We start from the raw sequence: 15,384 nt of genomic DNA on the forward strand, positions 1-15,384 counted from the left end.
TGGTCGGGATCAGCCGAACCGGTAGGCGCCCATGTAGAGGCTGCCATAGTCCCAGCTCTGGTGCAGCCTGGTCGGCCTGTCGCTTCCCGCCGCCCCGAGCGCCACGAACAGCGGGCGCAGGTGATCGTCATGGGGATGGGACTCCACGGCGCCAGGGGCCCGGGCCCGATAATCTTCCAGCGCCGCCCTGTCACCCTCATCCATGGTCTGCTCCAGCCAGTGCACGAAGGCGCTTGCCCAGCGTGGCACCGGGCTGTCGTCCGGCCCGAGCGCCCTCAGGTTGTGGGTGATGGCGCCGGAGGCGAGGATGCCTATGCCCTGGGCGCGCAGGCCCTGCAGCGCCTCCCCCAGTTGCCACAGCTGGACCGGGGTGAAGCCGGCCGGGATGGAGAGCTGCACCAGGGGGAGTTCGCTCTGGGGATCCATCAGGGAGAGGGGCGACCAGACCCCGTGATCCAGCTCGCGGTGTACCGCAGTGGCGGGCAGGCCCGCCAGCAGCAGCTGATCGCCCACCGCCTCCTGCAGCCACTGGGGGCTCTTGGCCGGCCAGCGGATTTGATAGAGGGGTTCGGGGAAGCCGTAGAAGTCGTACATCAGGGCCGGGCTCGGCTCGACGTTGAGCTGCAGCTCGCTGCGGCTGAACCAGTGGGCCGAGAGAACCACCAGCCCCCTGACGCCCTCAAGGCGCAGCTGTTTCAGGAACCGGGTGGCAGGCTGATCCCGCAGCACCAGATCCGGGGCGCCGTGAGAGATAAACCAGACGGGGGCGATAGCCATAGGGAGACTCCTATCAATGAGGCCGGCACGCAGGGGGAGCCGGGTCAGGGCAAGGGGCCACTGACGATGGGGTCATTATCTGCCCCCGATAGGAAGTTAACAATGTGGCCATATGTATAAGCACTGTTCACTATGAGTTGATAGATGAAGACGGGAGATGGCCCTAAAACAACGGGGCCAGCATCGCCATGCTGGCCCCGTTGTTCTTCATCTGCCGGGTATTACTGGATGCCCGGCGGGTTCTCGCCTGGTGGTCGAGCCAGAAGTCTTACTGAATGCCCAGCAGCTCCACGTCGAAGATCAGCACCGAGCCAGGTGGAATTTTACCAGCGGCGCGGTCGCCGTAGGCCAGATCGGCGGGGATGTAGAAGCGGGTCTTCTCCCCTTCCACCATCAGCTGCACCCCTTCGGTCCAGCCTGCAATCACCTGATTGAGGCCAAACTCGATGGGCTCGCCGCGGGCGACCGAGCTGTCGAATACGGTGCCATCCAGCAGCTTGCCTTCGTAGTGCACCTTCACCTTGCTGGTGGCGGTGGGGTGAACCGTGCCGCTGCCCTGGGTCAGCACTTCGTACTGCAGGCCGGAGGCCGTGGTGGTCACCAGGGGCTTCTCCTTGTTGCTGGCGAGGAACTCTGCGCCCTTGCGCACGTTCTCTTCGGCCAGTTTCTTGTTGTTGCTGCTGGAGTAGAAGTAGTAGGCCACCCCGGCGACGAGCAAGGCGATCAGAATGAATTTCATCAGGTTTTCCTATTCCTAGAAATGCAAAGACAAAGAGTGCAATGAGAGCGGCATCTTATCCCAGTCGGAGGGGGAGGGCGAGTCGGGACGCAGGAGGATGTGACGGGACAGACAGAGGACGAGGGGCCAGGATCTGACCCCTCGTCTCATGAGAGCGGATTACTTCACCGCCACCATCATCAGGGCGGGCAGGGCGAAGAAGAGCCCACCCACGTAACCCAGCGCCAGCAGCTTGTTCTCGCTGCCGACCCGGGCCAGGGTCTCGGCGGCCTTGATGGGCAGCTCCCGCAGGACGGGGACCCCGTATATCAGCACCACGGCAAACAGGTTGAACAGCACGTGGACCAGGGCTATGGTCAGCGCCAGCTGGGCACCGGCACCGCTGATGGCGGTGGCGGCCAGCAGGGCTGTGATGGTGGTGCCTATGTTGGCCCCCAGGGTGAAGGGGTAGAGCTGACGGGTGGTGAAGACGCCGCCGCCGGCCAGGGGGATCATCAGGCTGGTGGTGGTGGAGGAGGACTGCACCATGACGGTCACCAGGGTGCCGGAGGCGATGCCGGTGAGCGGGCCACGGCCCAGCGCCTTGTGCAGCAGCTCCTTGGCGCGGCCCACCATGACCTGCTGCAGCACCTTGCCGAGGCTGGTGACGCAACCCAGGATCAGCAGTATGCCGATGACTATGGTGGCGATGGCTGGGCCCTTGCCTGGCAGGAAGGCGACGGCTCCATCGATGAGATCCAGCGACGGCGAGATGAGGGGCTTCATGAAGTCCATCCCCTTCATCGACATGTCGGCTGAGCCCATCAGCAGACCGGAGATCCACTCAGCGCTCTGCTGCAGCAGGCCGAACATCAGCTCCAGCGGCAGGAAGATGAAGACAGCCAGCAGGTTGAAGAAGTCGTGTACCGTGGCGGCGGCGAAGGCGCGGCGAAACTCGCCTCTGTCCCGGATGTGGCCGAGGGAGACTATGGTGTTGGTGATGGTGGTGCCGAGGTTGGCTCCCATGATCATGGGAACCGCCATCTCCATGGGCAGGCCACCGGCCACCAGGCCGACGATCACCGAGGTGACTGTGCTGGAGGATTGCACCAGGGCGGTGGCCAGGATGCCGAGCAGCAGGGCGACGAAGGGGTTGTTGGCGAAAGCGAAGATCTGGGCCGCGCCCTCGGCGCCGCCGGAGAAGCCCTTGAAGCCGTGGGAGACGGCGCCAACGGCGACCAGGATCAGGTAGATCAGCGTGATCACCGCGAGCCAGTTGAACAGGGGGCCGGGACGGCGGGTCTGCTGGAGTGCGGAAGATGCGGTGCTGTGCATATGGCCTCTTGGGGTCGTTCTGCGTTGAAATGGACGGGCGCATTACAGCAGCGCTCCATGACAGAAATATGACAAAGTGACACTTTTATGATGCTTTGATGACGGGGCGGCAGGGGGCGCCGCAGACAAGTCGCAGACAAAAGGTGTCGGAGCAAACGCCGATATGGCGCCATCCGGCTCATAACCGGCCCCCGTCCTTGCACCGAGATCCCTGGGTTATATGCTGCCGGGCTTTCCTGTCTTCAAACTGAGGAAGTGATGATGCGTGCATGGGTTTTGTGTCTCTCTCTGGGTCTGCTGTCTGCCGGTGCGCAGGCCAACGTGCTCACGTCCGGGTGCAACCTCGACAAGGCGGCCAGAAACGAGGCGATGAATGCGACCCTGGGGGTCAAGGGCAACTGCGATGCGGACAAGCTGGTGCGTCAGCAGAAAGAGAAGGCCAAGGCGGAAGTGAAGAAGAACACCACTGACGTGCTGGACAAGAAGACCGCTGGCCTCAAAGAGGGCAAGAGCGATGTGAAGGCGACCCAGCACAAGGTCAACGAGGCCGGGCAGCAGCTCAACCAGACCCGCAAGGATGTCAACGCCGTGGCCAGGGATCCGGTCAAGGCGGCCGCCACCGCGGTGCTCAACCAGGGGTGATGGTCCGCGCGCCGGACGTCTGAATGCAAGAAGGGGAGCCATGGGCTCCCCTTCTGTTTGGCTGTCGTCCGGCCGGGCTTACTGGCCGTCGGCCGCTTCCTCGTACTGACGGAAGGGGATGCGGAACACCGCCAGGCGCAGGAAGAGGTAGGTGACCCCGATCCCCGCCCAGATGAGGCCAAGTTCCAGGGAGCTCTGCTCCAGGTTGATCCAGAGCGCGCCTATGGTGGCGGCCCCCAGCAGCGGCAGCACCAGGAACAGCAGGTGCTCCTTGAGGCTCTTGTTGCGCTTCTCGCGCACCCAGAACTGGCCGATGACCGACAGGTTGACGAAGGTGAAGGCCACCAGGGCGCCGAAGTTCACCAGCGCCAGCGCCATGTCCAGATCGAACGACACCGCGGAGAGGGCCAGGGCTCCCACCAGCAGCACGTTGATGGCCGGGGTGCGCCAGGTGGGGTGGATGTAGCCGAACACCCGCTCCGGGATCATGCGATCGCGCCCCATCACGTAGAGGATGCGCGACACGCCGGCATGGGCCGCCATGCCGGAGGCGAGCACGGCCGCCGTGGTGCACACCAGTACCACGCTCTGGAACAGGGTGCCGCCGACGTAGAGGGCGATCTCCGGCAGCACGGCGTCCGGCTCCTTGAAGCGGGCCAGATCCGGGAAGAAGAGCTGCAGGCTGTAGGAGACGGTGACGAAGATGATGCCGCCGATGAGGGCCGTCAGCACGATGGCGCGGGGGATCACCTTGCCGGCGTTCGGGGTCTCTTCCGACAGCGAACTCAGGCCGTCGAAGCCGAGGAAGGAGAAGCAGAGAATGGTGGCGCCGGTGAACAGCGGCAGCATGCTGGCGGACTCAACGTGGAAGGGGCGGCTGCTCAGCAGGGTGCCTGTCCCTTCGCCGTGCAGCAGTCCCCAGGCGATGAGGCCGAGGAAGGTGAGGATGATGGCGACCTGGATAAACACAATGAAGCCGTTGAGGTTGGCCACCAGCTTGATGCCGCGCAGGTTCAGGAAGGTCATGACCGTCACCAGGCCGAAGATGAAGATCCAGGGCTCGACGCCGGGGAACATGGCGGTCAGATAGATCTTGGCCAGCAGGATGTTGATCATCGGCATGAACATGTAGTCGAGCAGGGAGGACCAGCCCACCATGAAGCCCACATAGGGGTGGAACACCTTCTGGGCATAGGTGTAGGCGGAGCCCGCCGAGGGGAAGCGGCGCACCAGGTGGCCGTAGCTGAAGGCGGTCAGCAGGATGCCGCCCAGCGCCAGCAGGTAGGCGGTGGCGACCCGGCCCTCGGTGATGTCACCGACGATGGCGAAGGTGTCGAACACGGCCATGGGGGTCAGATAGGCCAGGCCCATCACCACCACTTGCCACATGCTGAGGGTTTTTATCAGACGAACGGGTTGCTGGCTCATTCAGGCTTCCTCCTTGCACGGCAGGCAGGAGGTGAAATGGCGTGAGGCCATGGGACTGGTTTCTCGCATACGCATCGCATCGCTATGCAAACCACAGACGTTGGTCGCGTGGCGACCAAAGCAGGTTCCGGTGACAACCGGAGACAAAGCCAATAAGAGCCCCATGTTTTTCCTCATTGCGGCATTAGGTCCATCTGAACCTAGATATCATTTCCGGAATGGTTCCGGCCTCGAAGTAGACACTTGTTTTCAAAATGAAAAATAACCGATGTGAGGATCACATCGGTTATTCAAATCGGCGCGCATTTTGCCCCAGATGGGGGGGGATGACAAGCCAGGATCGGCATTCCCGGCAAGAGAATGCGCAAGGACAGGGTTTACATCAATAAACCACGGCTATTCCGGGGTCGATGACAGGGGTGCCAGCCCGCTGCTGGCAAGGCTTGCCGCCTGTTGGCTCGGCAGCGAGACCCGCCAGAGCGTAGTGCGCAAAAACAGGTAAATCCCGCCGATGGCGGCCCAGATCAGCCCCAGCACCAGGGAGGTCTGCTCCAGGTTGAGCCAGAGTATGGCCACAGTCCCGGCGCCGAGCAGGGGCAGCACCAGGTATTGCAGGCGATCCTGCCAGGTTTTGTTGCGCCCCAGGCGCACGTAGTAGCAGGAGATCACCGACAGATTGACCACGGTGAAGGCCACCAGGGCGCCGAAGTTGATCAGCGCCAGGGCTATCTCCAGATCGAAGCTGATGGCCGACAGGGCCAGCAGACCCACCAGCAGTATGTTGAACACCGGGGTGCGCCACTTGGGATGGATGTAGCCGAAGGTGCGCTGGGGCAGCACCTTGTCCCGCCCCATCACGTAGAGGATGCGGGAGACTCCGGCGTGGGAGGAGAGCCCCGAGGCCAGCACCGCCACGCAGGCACAGACCAGCACCACGCTCTGGAACAGCTTGCCGCCGACGTAGAGGGCGATCTCCGGCAGCACGGCATCCGGCGCCTTGAAGCGGGAGGCGTCCGGGAAGTAGAGCTGCAGGGCATAGGCCACCACCACGAAGATGAGGCCGCCAAGCAGGGCGGTCAGGATGATGGCTCTGGGGATCACCTTGCCGGCCTCCGGGGTCTCCTCGGACAGCGCACTCAGGCTGTCGAAGCCGAGGAAGGAGAAGCAGAGGATGGTGGCCCCGGTCAGTAGCGGCAAGATCTCTGTGTTGTCGCTGTAGATGGGCTGCAGGCTGAGGGTGCCGACCCCTTCCCCCTGATAGACCCCATGAGCGATCAGGCCGAGGAAGACCAGCATGATGGCCACCTGGATGAAGATGATGAGGCCGTTGAGGTTAGCCACCAGGTCGATGCCGCGCAGGTTGATGGCGGTCATCAGCATCGTCATGCCGAGGATGAAGATCCAGGGCTCGACGCCGGGGAAGAGGGCGCTCAGATAGATCTTGGCCAGCAGCATGTTGATCATCGGCAGGAAGATGTAGTCGAGCAGGGAGGACCAGCCCACCATGAAGCCCACCACGGGGGAGAACTCCCGCTGGGCATAGGTGTAGGCCGAGCCCGCGATCGGGTAGTGACGCACCATCTTGCTGTAGCTGGAGGCGGTGAACAGCACCCCGACCAGGGCCAGCAGGTAGGCGGTGGTGACATGACCCTGGGTGATGTCGGTGACGATGCCGAAGGTATCGAACACCACCATGGGGGTCATGTAGGCCAGGCCCATCACGACCACTTGCCACAGGGTCAGGGTTTGTTTCAGTCGCGCGGGGCGTGGGGCCATGGGGCCTGTCTCCTAAGAATGCAGTGGTGAAGGGCCCGCCTGCCGAGCAGGGACAGGGCCCCATGACAGGGTGACGAGTCACTGAGGGAGCCAAGTGCTCCTGCCATCATTTTTGGGGGCGAGATGATACCGTATAAGCAGGCCATCCGCGATGGATGGCCTGTCGTTATCTGACGATATTGTTCGTGCCAGCGAGAAACGCAGGCACTAACCCTGACTGGCGGCGGTCAGCGCCTGCTCCAGCAGGTCGAGTCCCTCGTCGATCAGCGCCGGGGAGGCGGTGAGGGGGGCGAGGAAGCGGATGACGTTGGCACGTACGCCGCAGGCCAGCAGCACCAGGCCGCGCTTGCCGGCCTCTGCCACCAGCCGCCTGGTGAGATCCGGGTCCGGTTGGGTGGCATCGCGCCCCTTGACCAGCTCCATGGCTACCATGGCGCCGGGGCCGCGGATGTTGCCTATGCTGTCAAACCGCTCCGCCAGCTGGTGCAGGCGCCCCTTGATCTGCTCGCCCTGAGCCTGGGCCCGTTGGTTGAGCTGCTCTTCCTCGATCACCTCCAGCACCGCCAGGGCGGCGGCGCAGGCGATGGGAGAGCCCGCATAGGTGCCCCCCAAGCCACCGGGCTTGGCGGCGTTCATCACCTCGCTCTTGCCCACCACGGCGGAGAGCGGGAAGCCGCCCGCCAGGCTCTTGGCCAGCGTCATGATGTCTGGCTCGACGCCGCTGTATTCGGTGGCGAAGGTCTTGCCGGTGCGACAGAAACCGCTCTGGATCTCGTCGCAGATGAGCAGGATGCCGTGCTGATCGCAGATCTTGCGCAGGGCTTGCAGGAAGCTTGGGGAGGCGACATAGAAGCCCCCCTCACCCTGCACCGGCTCTATGATGATGGCGGCCACCCGGGCCGGCTCGATGTCGGCGCTGAAGCAGAGATCCAGCGCCGCAAGGGCATCGGCCTCGCTCACCCCCAGGTAGTCGGCCGGGAAGGGCAGGTGATAGACCTCCCCCGGGAAGGGGCCGAAGCCGGTCTTGTAGGGCACCACCTTGCCGGTGAGCGCCATCCCCATCATGGTGCGGCCGTGAAAGCCCCCCTTGAAGGCGATGGTGCCGCTGCGACCGGTGTGGGCGCGGGCTATCTTGATGGCGTTCTCCACCGCCTCGGCGCCGGTGGAGAGGAAGAGGGTGCGCTTGGGGGTCGGGCCCGGCACCAGGGCGTTGAGCTTCTCGGCAAGCCTGATATAGCCCGGGTAGGGGGTGACCTGGAAGCAGGTGTGGCTGAACTTCTCGAGCTGCTCGCGCACGGCGGCGACCACCTTGGGGTGGTTGTGGCCTGTGTTGAGCACGGCGATGCCGGAGGCAAAGTCGATGTAGCGGTTGCCCTCCACATCCCACAGCTCGGCGTTTTGCGCCCGGTCGATGAAGACCGGCAGCAGGGTACCTACGCCCTGTACCACGGCCGCTTCGCGGCGCGCTTGCCACGCCTGGTTTGAGTGCTGTTCTGACTGACTCATCTTTCCTCCCTGAGGGGCATGGGCCCCTGATATTCCTGTGCAATCTGTTCATCGATTGAACCGCGCACTGCCATCTGGCAGGGCGGCATGTCTGGTGCGGGGCGCGGGTGGCGTACCCCAGGGCGCCGTCGAGGCTCTCGTGAGGCCGAGCTGGCGCCCATGTCTATCTATAAAAACGATGGACTGGTGTCAGAGACATCTTTTTCAGCGATGCCTCTGCGGGCCATGGGCATCAACGGATGCCGCCAAAGCAGAGGTATTTGGTCTCGAGGTACTCCTCCAGCCCCTCTGCCGCCCCTTCCCGACCCAGTCCCGACTCCTTGATGCCGCCGAAGGGGGCCAGCTCGGTCGAGATGATCCCCTCGTTGATGCCCACCATGCCGTATTCCAGCTGCTCGGCCACCCGCCACACCCGGGCAATGTCCCGGCCATAGAAGTAGGCGGCCAGGCCATAAGGGGTGTCGTTGGCGATGTCGATGGCCTCGGCCTCGGTCTCGAAGCGCACCAGGGGGGCGACGGGGCCGAAGATCTCTTCCTGCAGTATGGGGTTGTCCCGGGTCACGCCGGTCAGGATGGTGGGGTGGTAGAAGAGCGGGCCGGCGGGGTGGACTTGCCCCCCCACCAGCACGCTGGCCCCGGCGGCCTCGGCTTGGCTGACCAGGGAGGCGACCTTGTCGGCGGCGGCGGCATTGATGAGGGGGCCGATCTGGTTGCCTTCACCCATGCCATCCCCCACCTTGAAGCCACGCACCGCGGCGGCCAGCTTCTCGGCGAAGGCGTCATGGACGCTGGCCTGCACCAGGATGCGGTTGGCACAGACGCAGGTCTGGCCGGCGTTGCGGTATTTGGAGGCGAGTGCCCCGGCCACGGCGGCGTCGAGGTCGGCATCGTCAAACACGATGAAGGGGGCGTTGCCACCCAGCTCCAGGGAGAGCCGCTTCATGGTATCGGCGCACTGGCGCATCAGCAGCTTGCCGATGCGGGTGGAGCCGGTGAAGGAGAGCTTGCGCACCCTCTTGTTGCTGCACAGCTCATTGCCCACGACCGAGGCCTGATGGGAGGTGACTATGTTGATGACCCCGGCGGGGATGCCCGCCTGCTCGGCCAGGGCCGCCAGCGCCAGCGCGCACAGGGGCGTCTCGGCGGCGGGCTTGATGACGATGGTGCAACCGGCAGCGAGTGCAGGCCCGGCCTTGCGGGTGATCATGGCGATGGGGAAGTTCCAGGGGGTGATGGCGGCCACCACGCCCACCGGCTGCTTGATGGTGGCCAGGCGCCGGTCGCCGGAGAAACCGGGAATGGTGCGGCCATAGGCGCGCTTGCCCTCTTCCGCGAACCACTGGATGAAACTGGCACCGTAGGCCACCTCGCCCTTGGCCTCGGCGAGCGGTTTGCCCTGCTCGCAGGTCATGATGCGGGCCAGTTCATCCTGGTTGGCCATGATGAGTTCGAACCAGGCGTGGAGCCGGCTGCCGCGCTCCTTGGCGGTGAGTGCGGCCCAGGCGGGCTGGGCATTGTGAGCCGCCGCTATGGCGAGCCGGGTGTCCGCCTCGCCCATGTCGGGTACCTGGGTGATGAGCTGGCCGGTCGCCGGGTTCAGGACCTCGAAACGTTGTCCGCCATGGGCCTCGCACCAGCGGCCATCTATATAGGCAAGGGACTTGATCAAGGAGAGAGCGGGTTGTGATGCTGACATAGATAGGAAGCCTCGATTGTGGGTCTGGGTGGCCAACTCATCCCGTGGTGCCACCGTATAGAATAATAAGCACGCAACGACCATAAAGTGAGCCGAAATGTTTTTCAAGTGTTAAATATATTTGAGTGAACGGGGCGGCGCATGCTAGAAATGGGGCTGTCAGGACGATTCTAGCGTTTCCCATTGTGTTGGGTGTGCAAAATAATGAACAGATCTCGACTGTGCAGGATAGCGAACAGGGTGCCGGGATTGACGCATTATATTAACCAGCCGCCACAAGGTATTCGAATGGCCATACAAGGAGGTGGGGATGCAGCAACCACAAGGTGAGGTCCAGTGGCAGACCATGACGGATAACCCCTTGTCTGACAAAGGGATGGATAAAACCATGGGGGAGCGGCTCGCCCTCCTTCGCCGTAGTCTCGGGCTCTCCCAGCGCCGGGCCGCCGAGCTGAGCGGTCTGACCCACGGCGCCATCTGCATGATAGAGCAGAACAAGGTGAGCCCCTCGGTCGCCTCGTTGCAAAAATTGCTCTGCGTCTACGAGCTGCCGCTCTCCCGCTTCTTCGCCGAGGAGGAGGCGCGGGCGCCGAGCGTGGTGATCAAGGCAGAGCAGCTGATCGAGCTGGGCAGCCAGGGGGTCTCCATGAAGCTGGTGCACAACGGCAACAATCGTCGTCAACTCGGCTTCATGCTGGAGACCTATGCCCCCGGCACGGACACCGGGGGCCAGGTCAAGCACCTGGGGGAGGAGGTGGGCACTGTGCTGGAGGGCTCTGTCGTGCTGAGCCTGGCGGGGCAGACCTATCAGCTCAGCGCCGGGGACAGCTATGTGATCGACACCGGCGAGCCCCACAGCTTCAGCAATCCGTCGGGGCAGGTCTGCCGCATCGTCAGCGCCCACACCCCCGCCAGCTTTTGACATTCAACAGCACGAACATTGGAAACGAACCGGTAAGGAAACAGGGATCATGACCGAACATGTAAAGAGTTACTACGCAGCCAGTGCCAACTCGCACGCCCCCTACCCGATGCTCACCGAACAGCTTGAGTGCGACGTCTGCGTCATAGGAGCGGGTTATACCGGCCTCTCCAGTGCCCTGCATCTGGTGGAGAAGGGCTACAAGGTGGTGGTGTTGGAAGCCGCGCGAGTCGGCTTCGGCGCCAGCGGCCGCAACGGCGGCCAGATCGTCAACTCCTACAGCCGCGACATCGACACCATAGAAGCGAACTGCCCGCCGGATCAGGCCAGGCTGCTCGGCTCCATGTTGTTTGAGGGGGGAGACATCATCCGCGAGCGGATCCAGCGCTACAACATCCAGTGCGATCTGCAGCAGGGCGGTGTCTTTGCCGCCGAGACCGAGAAGCAGCTCCACGAGCTCAAGGCACAACATGCCCGCTGGCAGAAGTGGGGCAACGATCAGCTGGAGCTGCTCGATGCCGAAGGGGTGCGTGAGGTGGTGGCAAGCGATCGCTACGTCGGCGCCCTGCTGGACAAGCGCGGCGGCCATATTCACCCTCTCAACCTGGCGCTGGGGGAGGCGGAAGCCATCCGCACCCTGGGTGGTCGCATCTTCGAGCAATCCGCCGTCACCAGCATCACTCCCGGTCAGCCGGCTCTGGTCAAAACCGCCAAGGGGGCGGTGAAGGCGCGCTTCGTGGTGGTGGCCGGCAACGCCTATCTCGGCAATCTGGTGCCCGAGCTGGCGAGCAAGAGCATGCCCTGCGGCACCCAGGTCATCGCCACCGAGGTGCTGGGGGAGGAGCGAGCCCGCGCCCTGCTGCCGCAGAACTACTGCCTGGAGGACTGCAACTACCTGCTCGACTACTACAGGACCACAGGGGATCACCGGCTGATCTACGGTGGCGGCGTTGTCTATGGGGCGCGGGATCCGGCGGACATAGAGCGGCTGATCATCCCCAAGATGCTAAAAACCTTCCCCCAGCTCAAAGACGTCAAGGTGGAGTACACCTGGACCGGCAACTTCCTCTTGACCCTGTCGCGCCTGCCCCAGTTTGGCCGTATCGGCCCTAACATCTACTACATGCAGGGCTACAGCGGCCACGGCGTCACCTGTACCCATCTGGCGGGCAAGCTGCTCTCCGAGGTGCTGAGCGGTCAGGCGGAGCGCTTCGACGCCTTCGCCAGGCTGCCACACTACCCCTTCCCAGGCGGCCGTCTGCTGCGCATCCCCTTTACCGCCGCCGGAGCCGCCTGGTATACCCTGCGAGACAGGCTGGGTGTGTGACGCCCATATAATGCATCGCGCTATGGCGTCATGACTGCCGAGTGGTGAAGGGCATAAGCTTCTGGTGATACGGCGGCCGAATAAGGGTGGTGTGGCAAGCCATTCCTGCACCGCAGGAGACTGCCTACCCTGCTGGGCAAACTGGGGGATCCCATAACGGCCCCCGCGTTATGGCGTCATGACTGCTGAATGGAGAGGGACCTGCGCTTTTGGTGATACGGCTGTCGCATAAGGGGTGTGGCAAGCCATTCCCTGTACCGCAGAGGGGCCGCCTACTCTGCTGGGCAAACTTGGGGTGTTCATAAACGATGATCGCACTATGGCGTCATGACTGCCGAATGGCGAGGGACCTGCGCTTTTGGTGATATGGCGGCCGAATAGTAGGGGGGAAGCCACCCCCTTTTGGGCTGAGTTGCGTTGAGTGCGAGTGCGCCCCTGACACTCCTCTCAGGGAGACTAAGCTGCCAGCCGGTGAGCGCTGGCAGCCTGGAGGCAGATGAAGCTAAAGAGGGAGGCATCATGCCTCCCTCTGTGCTCTGGGTGAACAACCTGAACCAGCCTCAATGGTGTGCATCATTAGCCAGCTCAGGCTGCATCGACTAGCCAGTCTCAGAATCTATAGGGGAAGCGCAGCCCAATGCTGTAGTCAGGCGCATCCGTGGTGAGCCCTGCCGACCAGTTGACTGCCATGGACAGGTTGTCAGAAATGGCCCAGGTTGACCCCATGCCGAAACTGGCGGCGTTGGCATCGGAGCCGGTGACCTTCTCCATATCAAAGCCTTCGGCTCCCTGGCTGGATTCGAGGGTGATACGCTGGTTGATGTTGAAGGAGAGGCTGAAGCGTTCGTTCAGTGCAAACGCGACTCCCAATCCATATTCATACCAGTCACCCAGTTGGATGCTGCCTGGCTGATCGCCGGGCTGGTAGGAGACATCGTCAAAGTCTTGCTTGAGGCTGTGGCCATAGTTGAGGTTGGCGAACAGGATGGCGGGATCCATGGTCTTGACCAGGGAGAAACCGGTGGACAGTTGCCAGAGCCCGTTGCCGGTGGCGAGTTCGTTGGGAACCATCAGGTTGCCAGACTCCGAGGTTGTTATCTCTATCCCGTAGGGATCCTTGCCGGTCGGTGCCTTGGCCCGCAGGTTCCACACCAGATCCGGCCAATCCTCACTCTCGGCCATGACTCTGTAGTAGATGGCGAGACTGAGATCGCCGAGCCCACCATCGCTGACACTTTGTTCTTCAAAGTCGCGGCTGGAGTTCTCCTTGCCGGTGCTCTGGTAGTTGGTGTTGCGATACATATAGGGCACGGCAAGTTCCAGCTGCCAGCGATCATTGAGGGTGTAACGGGTCACCAGGTCAGCCGTCCATTGATCGGAGCGGACTCTGTCCAGATTGATTTCGCCAAGGAAGATGGCGTCCAGCGCAAGAAAACCGCGCAGGGCGAGATCCTTGCGATTGTAGTGCTGATAAGAGAGACCGAAGTCGAGGGTCAGCGCACGATCGAACACGTTGTGCTGCTCGATCATCAGGTCTTCGGTACTGCGACCGACTTCCGGCGTGCGCCGTGCGGGATCTTGCTGGGCTGAGGCTGCGACGGCGGCCCCGCTGGCGGCCCCTGTGGTTGCCGTCGTGGCGCCTGCCGCCTTGACGGCCTCCAGACGGGCCTGTAACTGATGGAGTGCCTGATTTTGCTGGATCAATTGCTGACGCAGCTGATCAAGCTGTTGTTGTAGGGCCTCTTCCTCTGCGGTCGCGCCCCAGCAGGCGAAAGGGGTCAGCGCAATTAACAGCATGGTAGACTGTTTCATTTAGATACGTCCTTGTTGTTTATTATCCTTTTTATAGTTCAGTCCACGGGATTCATCTGTTCTCAGCGAGAAAACCAGATCCTGGTCTGATTGAGTGTCTGCAAACCGTCACCCTTGACTCTATTGAGTTGCAGCAGACCTCGGCTGAAATCGGTTCCTCTCAGACTCTGCTCCAATCGGACTCGTCCATCGGACGAGTTTAGTTGCAGCCCCGCATAATTGCCTGAAACACGGTAACTGGCAGTACCAAGGTTCCCCTGATGCTCATAATTGCCCGCGGAGACGATCTGTCCCGTCATGTCGGGGGGCGTCAATGTAATACCGGCCTGGTTCACCGAGCTGTTGCCGCTTCCCTCCAACTGCACGACTTGCACCAAACCCGCACCTTGTACGGGGGCACTCTGGGGTGTCGTTGTCACTGTCGTGACCTCATCTTTGATGCGCACATCCAGCTTGGGCTTGTTTTGCACCACGCTCAGCGCCAGATTCATGGCGGCCGTTTGCTGGGCCTGAGCCGTCGTCAGGGTTGAAATGAACTCGATGCCAAAATAGCTGATCCCGTGGGTACTGACATAGCGGCCGCGTAAATGGGCCAGCTCTCCATCGGCCAGCTCAGGGGCAAAATGGTCTGACAACAACGCCAGAGGATCCGAATTGGCCAGCAGCGGGCAGGCAAAGCCACCCAGACTGCAGATGAGGCATATGGCGGGTCGGGTATTCATGATGACCTCACATTAGCTCTTTGTGCTGAAAACCAAATTCCAGCAAGGATGTTTCATTGACGGGGGCGAACAGCCCATCTTTTCCTCTGGCAGATAGTGGAGGAGAAGGATTGGCCAGAGGCGCATCCGGGCGATAACCAGTACCAATAACGGCGAGCAGTATGCCGTTCCAGCTCTCCTTGAACTCCTGGAACGTAATGACACGATTTCCGAGGGCCGGATCTGCCAGATAGACACGGTCGTGGCGATCGATGGCACGCAGCACGGCAAAGTGCTGATAGCCGCGAATATTGAGCAGCACTATGGTGGGCACTCTTACCTGGCGCAATTTTTCATCCCCCAGGCGATACCCTCTGACGCGCATGCCAAGCATTTGCAAATATTGCTTCATGTCGAGCATGGAGAAGCCATAGTTCTTGACCTGTTCCGGGTCTGCCATGGCTAGCATGCCATCCATCACCCAGCGTTCATTGGTCACATGGCCGTAGGAGTAGCGCAGTATGGTAGCGACTGCGGCGGCCCCACAGCTGAAATCTGTATGTTGGCGCTCGATATTGGCATAACGGCGCTCCAGAATGCTCTGTACCGGTTTGTTGAGTTCCCCCAGTGCCGGGAGATGCTCTCCCAATGGCAGATTGGCCGACCAGGCAGCAGGGCAGAATAACAACAGCAGTAGCCAGCGCATTGATACCCCCTGATTCTGAAAAAAAAGGGGGCGCAAAG

At 62.3% G+C, this 15,384-nt stretch carries 13 protein-coding genes; 3 read left to right on the forward strand and 10 right to left on the reverse strand.

Going from position 1 to position 15,384, the window contains the following annotated elements; genetic code table 11:
- Positions 1-9: 9 nt before the first annotated feature.
- The 3 genes from ACB030_RS17815 to ACB030_RS17825 all read right to left on the reverse strand — a co-directional run bounded on the left by ACB030_RS17815 (position 10) and on the right by ACB030_RS17825 (position 2,830).
- A complete protein-coding gene (locus ACB030_RS17815) occupies positions 10-777 on the reverse strand; it encodes a class III extradiol ring-cleavage dioxygenase (protein WP_371161646.1) in 768 nt (255 codons plus the stop codon).
- A gap of 268 nt (positions 778-1,045) precedes the next feature.
- Positions 1,046-1,516: an FKBP-type peptidyl-prolyl cis-trans isomerase gene (locus ACB030_RS17820; RefSeq protein ID WP_371161648.1), complete on the reverse strand. Its 471-nt coding sequence runs from the start codon at positions 1,514-1,516 to the stop codon at positions 1,046-1,048.
- Between the two features lie 159 nt (positions 1,517-1,675).
- Positions 1,676-2,830: a Na/Pi cotransporter family protein gene (locus tag ACB030_RS17825; protein ID WP_371161650.1), complete on the reverse strand. Its 1,155-nt coding sequence runs from the start codon at positions 2,828-2,830 to the stop codon at positions 1,676-1,678.
- A gap of 261 nt (positions 2,831-3,091) precedes the next feature.
- Between ACB030_RS17825 and ACB030_RS17830 the strand changes: the two genes are divergently transcribed.
- Positions 3,092-3,472 (forward strand): hypothetical protein, encoded by a 381-nt coding sequence (locus tag ACB030_RS17830; protein WP_371161652.1) that lies wholly within the window; start codon positions 3,092-3,094, stop codon positions 3,470-3,472.
- Positions 3,473-3,550: 78 nt separating this feature from the next.
- On the opposite strand, the gene ACB030_RS17835 is transcribed toward ACB030_RS17830, so the two are convergent.
- From ACB030_RS17835 to ACB030_RS17850, 4 genes are all read right to left on the reverse strand, one after another.
- Positions 3,551-4,900 (reverse strand): APC family permease, encoded by a 1,350-nt coding sequence (locus ACB030_RS17835; RefSeq protein WP_371161654.1) that lies wholly within the window; start codon positions 4,898-4,900, stop codon positions 3,551-3,553.
- 396 nt (positions 4,901-5,296) lie between these two features.
- Entirely contained in the window at positions 5,297-6,676 is a 1,380-nt protein-coding gene (locus ACB030_RS17840) for an APC family permease (RefSeq protein ID WP_371161656.1), read from the reverse strand.
- Positions 6,677-6,883: 207 nt separating this feature from the next.
- Positions 6,884-8,182 (reverse strand): 4-aminobutyrate--2-oxoglutarate transaminase, encoded by a 1,299-nt coding sequence (gene gabT, locus ACB030_RS17845; protein WP_371161658.1) that lies wholly within the window; start codon positions 8,180-8,182, stop codon positions 6,884-6,886.
- A gap of 232 nt (positions 8,183-8,414) precedes the next feature.
- Positions 8,415-9,878 (reverse strand): NAD-dependent succinate-semialdehyde dehydrogenase, encoded by a 1,464-nt coding sequence (locus ACB030_RS17850; protein ID WP_371161660.1) that lies wholly within the window; start codon positions 9,876-9,878, stop codon positions 8,415-8,417.
- Between the two features lie 310 nt (positions 9,879-10,188).
- Here ACB030_RS17850 and puuR point away from each other — a divergent pair, with 310 nt between their 5' ends.
- Together puuR and ACB030_RS17860 are read left to right on the forward strand one after the other, a co-directional pair.
- Complete coding sequence (puuR, locus tag ACB030_RS17855) at positions 10,189-10,800, forward strand: HTH-type transcriptional regulator PuuR (protein ID WP_005331862.1); 612 nt, start codon at positions 10,189-10,191, stop codon at positions 10,798-10,800.
- A 49-nt stretch (positions 10,801-10,849) separates the two neighbouring features.
- Positions 10,850-12,127 (forward strand): NAD(P)/FAD-dependent oxidoreductase, encoded by a 1,278-nt coding sequence (locus tag ACB030_RS17860; protein ID WP_371161663.1) that lies wholly within the window; start codon positions 10,850-10,852, stop codon positions 12,125-12,127.
- Positions 12,128-12,736: 609 nt separating this feature from the next.
- Here the strand turns inward: ACB030_RS17860 and ACB030_RS17865 are convergent.
- The 3 genes from ACB030_RS17865 to ACB030_RS17875 form a co-directional block, all read right to left on the reverse strand.
- On the reverse strand, positions 12,737-13,939 hold the full coding sequence (locus ACB030_RS17865; protein WP_371161665.1) for a transporter: 1,203 nt from the start codon (positions 13,937-13,939) through the stop codon (positions 12,737-12,739).
- Between the two features lie 62 nt (positions 13,940-14,001).
- Positions 14,002-14,661, reverse strand: a complete 660-nt coding sequence (locus ACB030_RS17870) for a hypothetical protein (RefSeq protein ID WP_371161666.1) — start codon at positions 14,659-14,661, stop codon at positions 14,002-14,004.
- Between the two features lie 7 nt (positions 14,662-14,668).
- Complete coding sequence (locus ACB030_RS17875; protein WP_371161668.1) at positions 14,669-15,346, reverse strand: C39 family peptidase; 678 nt, start codon at positions 15,344-15,346, stop codon at positions 14,669-14,671.
- Between the last annotated feature and the right edge of the window lie 38 nt (positions 15,347-15,384).

The sequence above is a fragment of the Aeromonas sp. S16(2024) genome, from assembly GCF_041403065.1.
In the GTDB taxonomy this organism is placed as follows: Bacteria; Pseudomonadota; Gammaproteobacteria; order Enterobacterales; family Aeromonadaceae; genus Aeromonas.

Coding starts and splice junctions, on each gene's coding strand:
- ACB030_RS17815 (WP_371161646.1), bottom strand. CDS start 777: ATGGCTATCGCCCCCGTCTGGTTTATCTCTCACGGCGCCCCGGATCTG.
- ACB030_RS17820 (WP_371161648.1), bottom strand. CDS start 1,516: ATGAAATTCATTCTGATCGCCTTGCTCGTCGCCGGGGTGGCCTACTAC.
- ACB030_RS17825 (WP_371161650.1), bottom strand. CDS start 2,830: ATGCACAGCACCGCATCTTCCGCACTCCAGCAGACCCGCCGTCCCGGC.
- ACB030_RS17830 (WP_371161652.1), top strand. CDS start 3,092: ATGCGTGCATGGGTTTTGTGTCTCTCTCTGGGTCTGCTGTCTGCCGGT.
- ACB030_RS17835 (WP_371161654.1), bottom strand. CDS start 4,900: ATGAGCCAGCAACCCGTTCGTCTGATAAAAACCCTCAGCATGTGGCAA.
- ACB030_RS17840 (WP_371161656.1), bottom strand. CDS start 6,676: ATGGCCCCACGCCCCGCGCGACTGAAACAAACCCTGACCCTGTGGCAA.
- gabT (WP_371161658.1), bottom strand. CDS start 8,182: ATGAGTCAGTCAGAACAGCACTCAAACCAGGCGTGGCAAGCGCGCCGC.
- ACB030_RS17850 (WP_371161660.1), bottom strand. CDS start 9,878: ATGTCAGCATCACAACCCGCTCTCTCCTTGATCAAGTCCCTTGCCTAT.
- puuR (WP_005331862.1), top strand. CDS start 10,189: ATGCAGCAACCACAAGGTGAGGTCCAGTGGCAGACCATGACGGATAAC.
- ACB030_RS17860 (WP_371161663.1), top strand. CDS start 10,850: ATGACCGAACATGTAAAGAGTTACTACGCAGCCAGTGCCAACTCGCAC.
- ACB030_RS17865 (WP_371161665.1), bottom strand. CDS start 13,939: ATGAAACAGTCTACCATGCTGTTAATTGCGCTGACCCCTTTCGCCTGC.
- ACB030_RS17870 (WP_371161666.1), bottom strand. CDS start 14,661: ATGAATACCCGACCCGCCATATGCCTCATCTGCAGTCTGGGTGGCTTT.
- ACB030_RS17875 (WP_371161668.1), bottom strand. CDS start 15,346: ATGCGCTGGCTACTGCTGTTGTTATTCTGCCCTGCTGCCTGGTCGGCC.